Origin of the sequence: Salegentibacter sediminis (assembly GCF_002078605.1) — a bacterium.
Lineage (GTDB): Bacteria > Bacteroidota > Bacteroidia > Flavobacteriales > Flavobacteriaceae > Salegentibacter > Salegentibacter sediminis.
Genome location: NZ_MSJR01000002.1, coordinates 32,618 through 46,465 on the forward strand (window position 1 = coordinate 32,618; position 13,848 = coordinate 46,465).

15 protein-coding genes and 2 tRNA genes are annotated in these 13,848 nt (G+C 39.8%); 9 read left to right on the forward strand and 8 right to left on the reverse strand.

Going from position 1 to position 13,848, the window contains the following annotated elements; translation table 11 throughout:
- Positions 1 to 10: 10 nt before the first annotated feature.
- The 4 genes from BUW93_RS04385 to rho all read right to left on the reverse strand — a co-directional run bounded on the left by BUW93_RS04385 (position 11) and on the right by rho (position 3,072).
- Entirely contained in the window at positions 11 to 295 is a 285-nt protein-coding gene (locus BUW93_RS04385; RefSeq protein WP_081209571.1) for a GNAT family N-acetyltransferase, read from the reverse strand.
- Position 296: 1 nt separating this feature from the next.
- On the reverse strand, positions 297 to 848 hold the full coding sequence (locus BUW93_RS04390; RefSeq protein WP_081209573.1) for a ClpP family protease: 552 nt from the start codon (positions 846 to 848) through the stop codon (positions 297 to 299).
- Between the two features lie 359 nt (positions 849 to 1,207).
- Positions 1,208 to 1,280, reverse strand: a tRNA-Gly gene (locus tag BUW93_RS04395).
- Between the two features lie 142 nt (positions 1,281 to 1,422).
- A complete protein-coding gene (rho, locus tag BUW93_RS04400; protein WP_081209575.1) occupies positions 1,423 to 3,072 on the reverse strand; it encodes a transcription termination factor Rho in 1,650 nt (549 codons plus the stop codon).
- A 195-nt stretch (positions 3,073 to 3,267) separates the two neighbouring features.
- Here rho and BUW93_RS04405 point away from each other — a divergent pair, with 195 nt between their 5' ends.
- Positions 3,268 to 3,678, forward strand: coding sequence for a DUF4293 domain-containing protein (locus tag BUW93_RS04405; RefSeq protein ID WP_081210215.1), 411 nt, complete (start codon positions 3,268 to 3,270; stop codon positions 3,676 to 3,678).
- A gap of 267 nt (positions 3,679 to 3,945) precedes the next feature.
- Here the strand turns inward: BUW93_RS04405 and BUW93_RS04415 are convergent, their stop codons facing one another.
- Positions 3,946 to 4,440 carry a metallophosphoesterase family protein gene (locus BUW93_RS04415; protein ID WP_081209579.1) on the reverse strand — a complete coding sequence of 165 codons (495 nt, stop codon included), beginning with the start codon at positions 4,438 to 4,440 and terminating at the stop codon, positions 3,946 to 3,948.
- Between the two features lie 112 nt (positions 4,441 to 4,552).
- On the opposite strand from BUW93_RS04415, the gene truA reads away from it, so the two are divergent.
- On the forward strand, positions 4,553 to 5,302 hold the full coding sequence (gene truA, locus BUW93_RS04420; protein ID WP_081209581.1) for a tRNA pseudouridine(38-40) synthase TruA: 750 nt from the start codon (positions 4,553 to 4,555) through the stop codon (positions 5,300 to 5,302).
- A complete protein-coding gene (locus tag BUW93_RS04425) occupies positions 5,303 to 7,072 on the forward strand; it encodes an ABC transporter ATP-binding protein (RefSeq protein ID WP_081209583.1) in 1,770 nt (589 codons plus the stop codon).
- Here BUW93_RS04425 and cdaA read toward each other — a convergent pair.
- Both cdaA and folP read right to left on the reverse strand, forming a co-directional pair.
- Positions 7,069 to 7,842 (reverse strand): diadenylate cyclase CdaA, encoded by a 774-nt coding sequence (gene cdaA, locus BUW93_RS04430; RefSeq protein ID WP_081209585.1) that lies wholly within the window; start codon positions 7,840 to 7,842, stop codon positions 7,069 to 7,071. The genes BUW93_RS04425 and cdaA overlap by 4 nt on opposite strands.
- 40 nt (positions 7,843 to 7,882) lie before the next feature.
- Entirely contained in the window at positions 7,883 to 8,704 is an 822-nt protein-coding gene (folP, locus tag BUW93_RS04435; RefSeq protein WP_081209587.1) for a dihydropteroate synthase, read from the reverse strand.
- A gap of 109 nt (positions 8,705 to 8,813) precedes the next feature.
- On the opposite strand from folP, the gene BUW93_RS04440 reads away from it, so the two are divergent.
- From BUW93_RS04440 to BUW93_RS04465, 6 genes are all read left to right on the forward strand, one after another.
- Positions 8,814 to 9,362 carry a DUF1599 domain-containing protein gene (locus BUW93_RS04440; protein WP_081209589.1) on the forward strand — a complete coding sequence of 183 codons (549 nt, stop codon included), beginning with the start codon at positions 8,814 to 8,816 and terminating at the stop codon, positions 9,360 to 9,362.
- Between the two features lie 20 nt (positions 9,363 to 9,382).
- Complete coding sequence (locus BUW93_RS04445) at positions 9,383 to 10,477, forward strand: BT_3928 family protein (protein WP_081209591.1); 1,095 nt, start codon at positions 9,383 to 9,385, stop codon at positions 10,475 to 10,477.
- 158 nt (positions 10,478 to 10,635) lie between these two features.
- Complete coding sequence (gene tpiA, locus BUW93_RS04450) at positions 10,636 to 11,388, forward strand: triose-phosphate isomerase (RefSeq protein ID WP_081209593.1); 753 nt, start codon at positions 10,636 to 10,638, stop codon at positions 11,386 to 11,388.
- A gap of 1 nt (position 11,389) precedes the next feature.
- Positions 11,390 to 12,223 carry a 50S ribosomal protein L11 methyltransferase gene (prmA, locus tag BUW93_RS04455; protein ID WP_081209595.1) on the forward strand — a complete coding sequence of 278 codons (834 nt, stop codon included), beginning with the start codon at positions 11,390 to 11,392 and terminating at the stop codon, positions 12,221 to 12,223.
- A gap of 38 nt (positions 12,224 to 12,261) precedes the next feature.
- Entirely contained in the window at positions 12,262 to 12,537 is a 276-nt protein-coding gene (locus BUW93_RS04460; protein WP_081209597.1) for an ATP-dependent Clp protease adaptor ClpS, read from the forward strand.
- 89 nt (positions 12,538 to 12,626) lie between these two features.
- Positions 12,627 to 12,700: transfer RNA gene (locus tag BUW93_RS04465), tRNA-Arg, on the forward strand.
- A 94-nt stretch (positions 12,701 to 12,794) separates the two neighbouring features.
- Here the strand turns inward: BUW93_RS04465 and BUW93_RS04470 are convergent.
- Entirely contained in the window at positions 12,795 to 13,169 is a 375-nt protein-coding gene (locus tag BUW93_RS04470; RefSeq protein ID WP_081209599.1) for a putative quinol monooxygenase, read from the reverse strand.
- Positions 13,170 to 13,848: the final 679 nt, after the last annotated feature.

Sequence of the window (13,848 nt, forward strand, 5' to 3'; positions counted from 1 at the left end):
GCTTCCCCGCCTATTTTACTTTTACATCCTGGTAAGATTCATTTCGTTCAAACTGTACTTCAGCATAAGGGCAAAGCGGATCTATTTTGAGTCCCTGGTTGCGGGCATATTCTACGGCTCTTTTAAGCAATTTCCCTGCAATACCCTGTCCTTCCAGATCCTCATTAACTTCAGTATGGTCTATGGTGAGAATATCATTATCTTTATGAGTATAGGTGAGTTCAGCGTATACTCCTTCATTGTTTTCCAGATAGAACATTCCCCGGGTTTCGGTTTCTTTATGTTTAATATCCATGTTACTTCTTTAAAATATCATCCACGATTCCGTATTCAATAGATTCTTCAGCGTTCATCCAGTAATCGCGATTAAAATCTTTCATTACTTTTTCTATAGGCTGTTCACAGTTTTCTGAAAGGATGCGCGCACTCAGTTCTTTTATTTTAAGGATTTCGGCCGCCTGAATTTCAATATTGGAAGCCTGGCCTCTGGCTCCACCCATTGGTTGATGAATCATTACTTTACCGTGAGGTTGGATAAGCCTTCTTCCTTTGGTGCCTCCAGATAAAAGTATAGATCCCATAGATGCTGCCAGGCCTGAACAAATAGTAGAAACCGGACTTCTAAGACTCTGCATGGTATCATAAATGGCAAATCCATCGGTTACAAAACCTCCGGGACTATTTATAAAAAATTGAATTTCCTTATCACTTTCCATGTCCAGGTACAAAAGACGATCAATCACGTGTTTAGCGGTTTTATCGTTTACATCGCCCCAAAGAAATATTTTACGTTTCTCTAAGAATTTTGCATCTATTAGATCCTGGGTTTTTCCGGGTTTATCTTTCATAATAATGAATACTGTTTTTTATTTATTAAGCTAAAAATAAGCTTATTTTGATAGAAAAACTCCTTTTTTTAGGGGCATTTAACAAGACTTTATAGAAGTTTGCCATCTATATGAATGAAACAAAAAACTATAGACCCTGGGAGGGGATTTAAATAGTAATATCCTGGAAGACTTTTATGAATATTTGAATCTTTATTTATAAACATAAAAAAACCTCCGCAAAAAATGCAGAGGTTTTTAGAGCGGGAGACCGGGTTCCCTTCGGTTCGCTTTTCAAGCTCACTCAGGACAGGCTTCTCACCCGGTCCTGAATTTTTTTAAATAAAAAAAACCTCCACAAAAAATGCAGAGGTCTTTAGAGCGGGAGACCGGGTTCGAACCGGCGACATTCAGCTTGGAAGGCTGACGCTCTACCAACTGAGCTACTCCCGCAATACAGGTACAAATATAATCTTAATGGAATTCATTTTCCAAATAAATTTGAAATTTTAGTGCTGAATTTTCTTCAGCAGAAAACAAAAAACCGGGATCCTTTAAGGAACCCGGTTTTCTTGTGATTATAACTTTCTGAAGATTAGGCATTCATCGAAATGAGGAATTCTTCGTTGTTCCTGGTTTGTTTGAAACGCTCTTCAATAAATTCCATAGCTTCAATAGGGTTCATATCTGCAAGATATTTACGCAGTACCCACATACGCTGTATGGTATTTTCATCCAGTAAAAGATCGTCACGACGTGTGCTGGAGGAAGTAAGGTCTATTGCAGGGAAAATTCTTCTGTTAGCGATCTTTCTGTCCAGTTGTAGCTCCATATTACCGGTTCCTTTAAATTCTTCAAAGATAACTTCGTCCATCTTGGAACCTGTGTCGGTAAGTGCCGTTGCGATAATGGATAGAGAACCACCATTTTCGATATTACGCGCAGCACCAAAGAAACGCTTTGGTTTGTGAAGGGCATTTGCATCAACACCACCACTAAGTACCTTCCCACTGGCAGGCTGTACGGTGTTGTAAGCTCGCGCAAGCCTGGTAATAGAATCCAGAAGTATTACTACGTCGTGGCCACATTCTACCAGGCGCTTAGCCTTTTCTAATACGATATTTGCAACACGTACATGTTCGTGAGCTTCCTTATCAAAGGTTGAAGCCACTACTTCCCCGCGAACATTCCGTTGCATATCGGTAACCTCTTCGGGACGTTCATCGATAAGGAGAACGATTTGGTATACTTCAGGATGATTCGCTGCAATTGCATTAGCGATATCCTTTAGCAACATGGTTTTACCGGTTTTAGGTTGAGAAACGATCATTCCACGTTGTCCTTTTCCAATAGGGGAGAAGAGGTCCATGATCCTGGTTGAAATAGAACTTTGTTTATCGGCGATATTGAATTTTTCCTTTGGGAAAAGTGGAGTGAGGTGTTCAAAAGAAACCCTGTCTCTTACTACTTGCGGATCCAGGCCGTTGATCTTGTTGATCTTTATTAAAGGAAAATATTTTTCTCCTTCTTTTGGCGGACGGATTTGACCCAGAACCGTATCTCCGGTTTTAAGGCCGAATAATCTTATCTGCGATTGTGATACATAAATATCATCTGGGGAAGTAAGGTAGTTGTAGTCTGAAGACCTTAAGAAACCATAGTTGTCCTGCATGATATCGAGTACCCCTTCACTTTCAATTATCGCATCAAACTCATAATCGGGCTCGCGATAGCGATTCCGACTGTCACGGTTTCCTCCGTCACGGTTATTATTGTTGTTATCACGATTTCCGTTGTCACGGCTCGAAGTATTTTTACTACGGCTCTCCTGTTTCTCTCTTTGATTACCACGGTTATCATCCCTGGAATCTCTTGAGTCTTTGGAAGAACGTTTTTCCGGTCTTTTGTTTTCCCTGGCCTGAGGTTTTTCTTTTGCAGGCTGGGCTTTAGCTCGTGGTTTTTCTTCTTTTTGAGGAGAATCCGATTGTTTTTGTCTTGGTGGTTTTTTATCGCTGCCTATTTTTCCGGTTTTTTTCTTCTGTGGTTTTTCTGAAGCTTCGGAGCTTTTTGGGCGCTCCTCGGCCAGAACTTCCTTCGCGATGGCAGGGTTGGCAGCCTGGTGATCTAAGATTTGATAAACCAGATCTGATTTTTTAAGGCTTCTGAATTTAGGAACATTTAATGACTTTGCGATTTCCTGAAGTTCAGGTAGCTTTTTAGCTTTTAATTCTGAAATTTCAAACATGAATAAATAAGAATAAAATTTTGTGTTTGGGTTGATTAAAACTTCTCGTGGAAGAATCGAAAAAAATTTGGAGACTTAAGTAACCTGTTTAGAACAGGTTACGAATTGTTTATGCAATGATACGACTTTATTTTAATATTTAAAGTGGAATTTTCTAAAGAATCTGTTATTTTTGTGGCGAATTGTAACCCCGATATGCTACAAAGAATACAGACTGTTTACTTGTTACTGGCTGCTATTATTAGCGGTGGATTGATTTTTTTATTTCCGCTTTGGGAAAATTCAGCAGGTGCTCCCGTATATGCGAATAATGAACTTATGATTTTTATCATGTTTATTTCTTCGGCATTGCTTTCATTGGTGAGTATTTTTATGTTCAAAAACAGAAAGCTTCAGTTTGTGCTGGGGCGTTTAAATATACTGTTAAACTTTTTTTTACTAGGAGTGTTTGTTTATTGGTCGCTAAGCTTATCCGGAGAGGTGATAATCTCAAAGAAGGATATTGGGATGTTTCTTCCAATCATTTCTATCGTTTTTCTTGTTTTGGCCAATAAGGCTATTAAAAAGGACGAAGATCTCGTAAAATCTGTGGACCGATTACGATAAGCCTATCATCTTAGTAGTATTAGTGCGTGAAAACCCGAAGTGAAAGCTTCGGGTTTTTTAGTTTTTGTAAGTGAAGCGGAATCAATTTGGTATATCTTGATGAACTCTGAATGTTTGGAATTGAGGATATTAATTCTTTCCGTCATTACAAGCGAGGTAGTCTTTAAATCAAAAGCTTTTCGTGAAATTATTAGAGCAGATTGCTTCAGTCGTGCCTCCATCGCAAAGACACAAACTTTCTAATTGTATACTGCTTACTAAGCCTTCCTACTTACTTTTTAACTCTATCACTTCTAAATCCTTGATTTCCGCAGCCTCAATTTTAAATCTAAGCATAGTGCGTTTTTTATGAAAACCCTGTTTTCCAGCTGCGCCCGGATTCATATGGAGCAGGTTTAATTGTTTATCGTTTATCACCTTCAAAATATGAGAATGGCCACATATAAAAAGTTTAGGAGGGTTTTTTCTGATTTCTTCCCTTATTGCCGGCGAATATTTTCCCGGGTAACCACCAATATGGGTAATCCAAACATCTACGCCTTCACATATAAAGCGTTGGTGAAGCGGAAACTCTCTTCTTATTTCAGCTCCATCAATATTTCCATATACTGCTTTTAAGGGTTTAAGCTTTTGTAAAGCATCGGTTACTGAAAGATTACCAATATCGCCGGCGTGCCATATTTCGTCGGCCTGGGCGGCATAGTGAAGGATTCTTTCGTCAATATAGGTATGGGTGTCGCTTAAAAGCAGGATCTTTTTCAAAACTATTTCTTCTGGTTTAGACTTATTTAATTCCCCCGATGGGTATGATTTCAGCTTGTGATAATTGCCTTATCTTTGCAGTTCGAAAATATAGAAAAATAATCGCATTCACTTGAGGTATTTTATAGAACTGGCATATTTTGGAAAGAATTATCACGGTTGGCAAAACCAACCAGATGCGGTTTCGGTGCAGGAAAAAATTGAAACGGCCCTTGGAAAATTATTTCAGAAAACCATAGAAATAACAGGGGCTGGCAGGACAGATGCCGGGGTGCACGCAAAGCAGATCTTTGCACACTTCGATATTCAGGAAAAAATAGATACAGAACAGCTTCAGTATAAACTCAACTCTATGCTGCCAAAAGACATTGCTGTTTATGATATCTTTGAGGTAGAACCCCTTGCTCACGCCCGGTTTGATGCCTTGAGCCGAAGCTATGAATACCATATAATTAATAAAAAAGACCCATTTTTGATAGACCGGGCCTACTTTATTAAGAAGTGTCTGGATGTAGATAAAATGAATCAAGCCGCAGAGATCTTGAAAACTTATACTAACTTTAAGTGTTTTTCAAAGTCGAGAACCGATGTAAAAACCTATAATTGCAAAATTGAAGAGGCCCGGTGGGAGTGGGATGGGGATATTTTAAAATTCAGCATCACAGCCAACAGGTTTCTGCGGAATATGGTGCGTGCTATTGTTGGGAGTTTAATTGAAATTGGATTGGGAAAAACTTCGGTAGAAAGCTTGCACGAAATAATTAAAAGTGAAGACAGGAGTAAGGCAGGAACTTCGGTGCCGGCAAGAGCGCTGTACCTCACAAAAATCACATATCCAAAAATAAAAATAGCAGTAGAGTAAATGGCATCTAAATCTGGAAATGCATTCGATTTTAATTTATTTAAGCGCCTGCTTAAATATACCAGGCCTTATAAAATCACTTTTTATTTTGTAGGAGTTGCCGCTGTTTTGCTATCCTTTTTTGCGGTACTGAGGCCCTATTTGCTTAGGGTTACCATAGATGATGCAATTATGCCGGCCGATTATGAGAACCTGGTGTTTTTTGTAGCGCTTATGGCCGGGATACTTCTTCTGGAAGTTATTTTTCAGTTTCTCTTTATCTATTACGCCAACTGGCTGGGGCAGGAGGTTGTTCGGGACCTTAGGGTGAATCTTTTCAGGCATATGCTGCGGTTTAAAATGGCGTATTACGATAAATCTGCGGTAGGACGACTCGTTACGCGAGCGGTAAGCGATATTGAAACCATTGCCAGTATTTTTAGCCAGGGGCTTTTTATGATAATTAGCGATATTCTTAAAATGCTGGTGGTCGTTGCTTTTATGTTTTATCAGAGCTGGCAGTTAACCCTATTGGTGTTAACTGTTTTACCTTTAATTATGTACGCCACCAGGGTGTTTCAGCGTAAGATGAAGGTTGCTTTTGAAGAAGTGCGTACAGAGGTGGCAAACCTGAATACCTTCGTACAGGAACGCATTACCGGGATGAAGATCGTACAGCTTTTTACCCGCGAAAAAGCCGAATATGAAAATTTTAAAAAAATTAATGATAAGCACCGAAATGCCTGGGTGAAAACGGTATGGTATAACTCTATTTTCTTTCCAATTGCTGAAATGGCTACTTCTATTACCATTGGACTTATTGTTTGGTTTGGAGGTTTAAGGGCAGTAGAAGGTGGGGAGATTACCCTGGGGATTATCGTGGCTTTTATTGAACTTTCCCAGATGCTATTCAGGCCGTTACGTCAAATCGCCGACAAATTTAATACCCTGCAAATGGGTATGGTTGCCGCTAATCGTGTCTTCGGAATTTTGGATACGGAATCCTCTATTAAAGATGAGGGAAAAATAGAGGTAACAAACCTTAAAGGCGAGATCGAATTTAAAGATGTTCGCTTTAGTTATGTTGATGATGAAGAAGTGCTGAAAGGAATATCCTTCCGGGCCGAACCCGGAGAAACAATTGCGATTGTAGGTGCCACCGGTGCCGGAAAATCTACTATTATCAATCTTCTAAACAGATTTTACGAAATAAACAGCGGGAAGATTCTAATTGACGGCACCGACATTCGGGATATAAATCTCCAGTCGCTGCGATCACAAATTGCGGTAGTGCTTCAGAATGTATTTTTATTTGCAGATACGATTTTGCACAACATCACCCTGAACGATCCCGAAATTTCTGAAGAAGATGTAGTGACCGCCGCAAAACAAATCGGGATTCATGAATTCATTAATACCCTGCCGGGTGGCTATCACTACAACGTAAAAGAAAGAGGAGCAATGCTTTCTTCCGGGCAGCGCCAATTAATATCTTTTCTAAGAGCGTATATGAGCAACCCAAGTATCCTGGTCTTAGATGAGGCTACTTCTTCGGTAGATACCTATAGCGAGTTGCTCATCCAGGAGGCTACCGATAAGATTACCCAGGGTCGTACCTCAATTGTGATCGCACACAGGCTGGCCACAATTAAAAAAGCCGATAAGATTATCGTGATGGATGAAGGTAAAATCATGGAAATAGGGACTCACGCTGAATTGCTTAAAAAAGAAAAGGGTTATTACCGCAATCTCTATGAGGTACAATTTATGGCTGAAGAACCGCTTGGTTAACTGAGGTCTTCTTTAATTTTTTCTATAAGTTCTTTGGTGTTTTCAAACATCACAAATTCCCCGTCTTTTATATAAGAGATTTGGCCGGTTTCTTCGCTAACCACCAGGGCCAGGGCATCTGTTTTTTCGGTAATGCCTACTGCTGCCCGGTGCCTTAAACCAAAACGCAGGGGGATTGCCCTATCATTGGATACAGGTAAAATAACCCGGGTTGCAGTTATCCTGTTGTCCTCAATAATCATTGCACCATCGTGCAGGGGAGAATTCTTGTAAAAAATAGATTCAATAATGGGTTGGTTGAGCTCAATATACATGTCATCCCCCGAATTCTTTACAAAATCAAGGTTGGTGCTTTTCTGAATTACCATTAGGGCCCCGGTATAAGTGCGCCCCATACTTTCGCACGCATTTACTATGGCTTCTACATTGGTAGTAGTTTCGAGATCATCCTTGATAAACCGCAAATTCTTAAAAAATTTTCCTCTTTGGGTAAAATTTGTGGAACCTATCATTAAAAGAAATTTCCTGATCTCCTGCTGAAAAACCACAATCAGGGCGAACATCCCCAACCCTATAAACTCTCCCAGCACACTACTTAGGAGTTCCATTTGCAATAATTGGGTAAGCATCCCAAAAAGCAGCACGATTACAATGCCTATAAAGATGTTTACTGCTACAGTTCCCTTAATAAGCTTGTAAAGATAGTACAGCAGAAGTGCGACAAGAACGATATCTACTATATCAAGAATGCGCAGATTTAGAATATCCAAATTAAAGGGCTTTTGTGTAAAAATAGAAAATTAAGGAGTATTAGCACACCTGTGAGTATAATTTTACACATTCCACGGCTTCCTTGACATCGTGAACCCGTAAAATAGAAGCTCCATGGGATAATGCCAGGCTATTAAGAACAGTAGTTCCATTGAGAGCTTCCTCTGCACTTATCCCCAGCTGTTTATAGATCATTGATTTTCTGGAAACACCTACAAGGAAAGGCAGCTCGAGATTTTTAAAGAGTTCAAGGTTTTTAAAGAGTTCAAAGTTTTGTGTGGTGGTTTTTGCAAAACCAAAGCCGGGGTCGGTGATGATATCGTTTATGCCGTATGCGCGGGCGAGTTTAATTTTTTCTGAAAAATAATACATGATATCCCGCGGCAGGTCCTGGTATTCGGTTATGCTTTGCATCGTCTTAGGAGTCCCCCGCATATGCATCATAATATAAGGTACCTGATGCTTTCCAACAATAGACATCATTTTATCGTCCAGACTGCCTGCAGAAATATCATTAATGAGGGCCGCCCCGGCTTGAATGCTTTTATCTGCCACTTCTGCCCTAAAAGTATCTACGGAAATTATGATCTCCGGAAAATTTTTAACCAGAAGTTCGATCGCCGGTATAATCCTGTTTAGTTCTTCTTCCTGCGAAACGTCCTTAGCATTCGGGCGGCTACTGTAACCCCCAATATCAATAAAAGTGGCACCTTCTTTCAACATTTTTTCTGCCTTTTTCTGAAGGACGGATTCGCTGGAAATTCTGCTATCAGCATAGAAAGAGTTGGGAGTAATGTTGAGAATTCCCATCACCTTTGGCCGGGAAAGATCTATGAGGTTTCCTTTGCAGTTTATCGTCATTAATTATTAAGTTTTTAGGACATTCATACTTACACTCTGTCCGGAGGTATTCATTAAATTTTGACTATCTGAATTATTTGTCGAAATTTACGCAAATTAGAACTTCTAAATGCAGCATACCTTAAAACAATACGACGCGGTTGTGGATACCTGCCGCGCGTTGTTTGCCAATAAGATGAAAGATTACGGGAGCGCCTGGCGTATCCTGAGGCTTCCGTCACTTACCGACCAGATATTTATCAAAGCACAGCGAATTCGCCAGCTTCAGGAATCGAATATCAAGAAAGTAGATGAAGATGAAAAGTCTGAGTTTATAGGCATCATCAATTATTCTGTGATGGCTTTAATTCAATTGGAAAAGGGAGTGGCAGATCAGCCCGATCTTGATACAGAAACTGCTGTAAAGCTTTATGACGAAAAAATTGCCGAAACCCGCCAGCTTATGCAGGATAAGAACCACGATTACGGGGAGGCCTGGCGCGATATGCGTATTAGTTCCCTTACTGATCTCATTATCCAGAAGCTCCTTCGGGTCAAGCAAATTGAGAATAATAAAGGCAAAACGCTCGTTAGCGAAGGCATAGATGCCAATTACCAGGATATGATTAATTATTCGGTTTTTGCACTTATCCTGTTTACTGAAGCCGGAGAGGAATAAAGCAATTAAAACAATTCGATATGAAATTACTAGTTGGAATCGCCAGGGTGCTGGTTGGGGTTTTATTTATTTTTTCAGGATTTATCAAACTCAATGATCCCGTTGGTTTTTCATTTAAACTTCAGGAGTATTTTGGGGAGAAAGTGCTCAATCTCGAGTTTCTTATTCCTTTTGCGCTCGTTTTAGCTATTATCCTTGTGGTTTTTGAACTGGTATTAGGGATTATGCTGCTTATTGGCTACCTGCCTAAATTTACGATGTGGAGCCTCTTGCTAATGATCCTTTTCTTTACTTTTCTAACCTTTTATTCGGCGTATTTTAATAAGGTTACCGATTGCGGTTGCTTTGGAGATGCGATTCCGCTTACGCCCTGGCAATCCTTTTATAAAGATGTGTTCCTGCTGGTGCTTATAGTTTTTCTTTTCGTAAAAATAAAGTATATCACGCCTGTATTCGCCCCGGTTTCGCACCGGTGGATTATCTTCCTGTTTTTTATGCTGAGTTTTATGTTTGCCTATTATGTGCTTATGCATCTACCCGTTTTCGATTTCAGGGCCTATAAAGTAGGTAACAATATCAAGGAACAGATGGTAGTACCCGAGGATGCTCCAAAAGCTGTTTTTGAATATAAATGGAAATTCGAGCAAGACGGGGAAGAGGTCATAATAACAAATAATGGGGAGTATCCTCAGATTGACGGTGAATATATAGATGTGGAAACAAAACAACTTAGCGAAGGTTATGTGCCACCGGTTACCGATTTTCAAATAGAAGATAATGGAGAGGATGTTACCGAAGAGATCCTGGCTGAAGACAAAGTCCTGCTTATAATAGCTTACGATCTTCTGAAAACGGAACAAGAGGGTTACAAAGCGGTGAAAAATCTTAGCGAAGAAGCATTAAATAAAGGTTATCGCGTAGTGGGACTTACTGCTTCAGGAAAAGATGAACGCCGTAGTTTGATCGAAAGATACGATCTCAACTTTGATTTTTATCAAACCGACGAAACTGCGCTCAAAGCAATTGTGCGTTCCAATCCCGGAATTCTTACTCTGGAGAAGGGGACGATCACCCAAAAGAAGCATTGGTATGATGCTGCCGATATAAAATTATAAGTCATTTCTAATAATCTTTAAGGAAATGGTAAAAACATCTCTTTAAGCCAGGTGCATAACTCCTATGTGCTGTGTATTAAATATATTTGTAAGTGCCGGAGGTTTTGCTTCCGGAGAAATTAAATGTAAAATATCCCTCTGCGGAAAAATAAAGAATTATGAGAAAGAATATAGTAGCCGGAAACTGGAAAATGAATAATGACCTTGCTGAAACGGAAGAGCTTTTAGGTCACCTGAAAATGCAATTGGTGAAAGAGCCTGAAGCAGAAGTAATGGTGGCTCCGGCATTCACTAATTTATATACGGCTTTTAGAGTATTAAAGGATACACCTGTGCTCGTGGCTGCCCAGAATATGCACGAGGCCGAAAGCGGAGCCTTTACCGGCGAAGTTTCAGCAAAAATGCTTAAAAGCATTGGTGTTAATACCGTAATTCTTGGCCATAGCGAACGCCGCGCACATTTCCATGAAACAAATGAGATACTTGCAAATAAGGTGAACGCCGCCATGGAACAGGATATGCGGGTGATCTTTTGTTTTGGGGAAGAATTGGAAGATCGTAAAAACGGAAATCATTTTGATTTGGTTGCAAAGCAGCTTAAAGAAAGTCTTTACCAGATTTCTGAAGAGAATTGGAAGAATATCGTCCTGGCTTACGAACCGGTATGGGCCATCGGAACAGGAGAAACAGCCAGCCCTGAACAGGCTCAGGAAATGCATGCGTTTATCAGAAAAAATATTGCAGAAGCCTTTAACGAAGAGATCGCTGAAAATGTTTCTATCTTATACGGTGGAAGCGTAAAGCCGGCCAATGCCGCAGAGATCTTCGCTAAGAAAGACGTGGACGGTGGACTAATAGGAGGTGCCAGTCTTAAAGCGGTAGATTTTCTTGAGATTGTAAATTCGTTTTAAGATGGTTGGGAATTACTTCGAATTCAGGTTTAAAATTGAGCCACTACAGCCGGGTTCAGAGATTCTTATTGCCGAATTGGGTTACCTGGGTTTTGAGAGTTTTGTAGAAGAAGAAGATGGCGTAACGGCTTATATTCCGGTGGAAGAATATGAAGAAGACCTGCTTGCCCAGGTGCATATCCTGCAATCTGATGAGGTGGAGATTTCATACTCAAAGAGCGAGATCGAGAAAGTAAACTGGAACGAAGAGTGGGAGAAAAATTTCAGTCCCATCGTGGTAGACGATCGTTGCAGCATCCGGGCGACTTTTCATCCTTCGGCTGAAACCGAATATGAAATCGTGATAGATCCCAAGATGTCCTTCGGAACTGGTCATCATGCAACTACACATTTGATGATTCAGCATATTCTGAAGAACGACTTTATCGATAAGAATGTGCTGGATATGGGCTGTGGCACTGGGGTTCTGGCTATTCTTGCCAGTATGAGAGGCGCACATTTTGTGGATGCCATAGATATCGATAACTGGTGTTATCAGAATTCTTTGGAAAATGTAGAGCGCAATAATTGCGATAATGTAAGTGTAGAAGAAGGGGGTGCTGAACTGCTGGAAGGGCGTAAATACAATATTATCCTGGCCAATATTAACCGGAATATTTTGTTGCGTGACCTTCCCGTCTATGCAGCTTCCCTTGAAGAGAAGGGGGAGTTATATCTAAGCGGATTTTATGAAGAGGATATTTCGGCTATCCGCAAAGCCTGTGAAGAGCTAGGTTTAAAATATGTGGAACATTTCGAAAGAAATAACTGGGTAGCGGTAAAGTTTTCTAAATGAGTTTTTTATTACCTTTGAGGTCCTAAAATTTGATGATGATGAGTACTAAGGAAGAAGTTTTAGAAAAAGTTGTTAAAAAAACGGAAAAGAAAAAGCAAAACGAGATCATATTATATAATGATGATTATAATACTTTCGATCACGTTATAGAAACCCTTATTTATGCCTGCGATCATACGCCGGAACAGGCCGAGCAATGTTCTCTGCTTGTTCACTACAAAGGGAAATGCACCGTAAAAACAGGGCCGTATGAAGATCTCAAGCCGCGTTGCTCAAAATTACTTGATGCCGGTTTAAGTGCAGAAATAGTTTAATAGAAAAAAATTTCAAGTTTCTTTTTCAGAATTTAAAATAAACAATATATTTGCAGCCGCTTAACCGCTTAGGAAAAGCGATATTTAATGGCCTTGTGGCGCAACTGAATAGCGCACCTGATTACGGCTCAGGAGGTTCCAGGTTTGAATCCTGGCAAGGTCACTTAAAACCAGAAAGTCTGCAGCTTTTGCTGCAGACTTTTTAATTTTCCGGAAAAGCTAAAGCTTGGGGAAACAATAAAATTTTACGCTATTCTTTACTCATACACCGAGTGCTCTTTCCAATATGAAATTTCGGGTGGGCCGGCTAGAAATTCCTCAGATTCAGCTTTAAACTGTTGGAGATGCTCCGTTTCCATGTGCTGGTTCTTGTAGTAGTTTTCATCGTTCCATACCTCGTAAAGCAAAATATTGGAATTATCTTCTTTGTCTACGTGAAGTTTGATCTTTACGAAATGGTCTTCCTTCTCAACTTCTTCTATGAGGCGTTCCATGCTTGCCAGGGCGTCTATATTTTTGTTGGGAAGAGTCTTGTATTTTACGATTACGATAATCTCTTCACCCGTTTCCGTGTTACAGGCGGTGAAACTTGCCATCAGGCTTATGAGTAATAAGAGTACAATTTTTTTCATAATTCTTTTATTTTAATCTGAAGTGGATAGCCAATCAAAAATACAGCTTTCTACTTAAATTATAAGTTTTTCTGCACTTTCCCTGTAGGAAGCCTCACTTTCCCAGAACCACTGCAATACATTTCGGTTTCTACCAGCCCGATTTGGGAATATTTGTTAATAAAAATAAAGCCCTTAGGAGGCAGTCTTATCGATGCTAATATTTCTTGGCATGCCTATAACTTGTATGTTAAAAACACTATAAATGAGAGAATAGGATTTGTGAATATAGATTTTACTCTTAAATTACCTCGCATTTCCTAACCTTAGCTTTTTTAGATTAAGTTACTTAAGCTTTGATTATGAGAAATGTATCGCCGCAATGTAAAAAAAAGATACAGATACTTTTTTTGCCCCAAAACATTGCAGCTCTTTAAACCGGTGGTCTCCCCTGGAAATTCTTCCGGGGAGTTACCGGTGAAGAAGTAAAGTCTTATTATTTTATCTTTTCTATGGTAATTACAGGCTTTATTTTCGCTGGAATAAGCTTTCATTTTAAGTTTTAGCTGAAATCGCTCTCCTGTTAACCAAAGTTATTCTGACCTTTGAAACATTTCAAAGGAATGGATTTGATTAATATTTGTAGCTCACCAGACTCAGTTCGGCAACGGGCTTTCCGTATAATTTATTATCTTAGGGC

Excerpts from the sequence above, each read along its gene's own strand:
- BUW93_RS04470 (WP_081209599.1), bottom strand. The coding sequence starts at position 13,169 with ATGAAAAAAATTGTACTCTTATTACTCATAAGCCTGATGGCAAGTTTC.
- rho (WP_081209575.1), bottom strand. The coding sequence starts at position 3,072 with ATGTTTGAAATTTCAGAATTAAAAGCTAAAAAGCTACCTGAACTTCAG.
- BUW93_RS04390 (WP_081209573.1), bottom strand. The coding sequence starts at position 848 with ATGAAAGATAAACCCGGAAAAACCCAGGATCTAATAGATGCAAAATTC.
- BUW93_RS04425 (WP_081209583.1), top strand. The coding sequence starts at position 5,303 with ATGGCATCTAAATCTGGAAATGCATTCGATTTTAATTTATTTAAGCGC.
- BUW93_RS04440 (WP_081209589.1), top strand. The coding sequence starts at position 8,814 with ATGCAGCATACCTTAAAACAATACGACGCGGTTGTGGATACCTGCCGC.
- folP (WP_081209587.1), bottom strand. The coding sequence starts at position 8,704 with ATGACGATAAACTGCAAAGGAAACCTCATAGATCTTTCCCGGCCAAAG.
- BUW93_RS04385 (WP_081209571.1), bottom strand. The coding sequence starts at position 295 with ATGGATATTAAACATAAAGAAACCGAAACCCGGGGAATGTTCTATCTG.
- tpiA (WP_081209593.1), top strand. The coding sequence starts at position 10,636 with ATGAGAAAGAATATAGTAGCCGGAAACTGGAAAATGAATAATGACCTT.
- BUW93_RS04460 (WP_081209597.1), top strand. The coding sequence starts at position 12,262 with ATGAGTACTAAGGAAGAAGTTTTAGAAAAAGTTGTTAAAAAAACGGAA.
- BUW93_RS04405 (WP_081210215.1), top strand. The coding sequence starts at position 3,268 with ATGCTACAAAGAATACAGACTGTTTACTTGTTACTGGCTGCTATTATT.
- BUW93_RS04445 (WP_081209591.1), top strand. The coding sequence starts at position 9,383 with ATGAAATTACTAGTTGGAATCGCCAGGGTGCTGGTTGGGGTTTTATTT.
- prmA (WP_081209595.1), top strand. The coding sequence starts at position 11,390 with ATGGTTGGGAATTACTTCGAATTCAGGTTTAAAATTGAGCCACTACAG.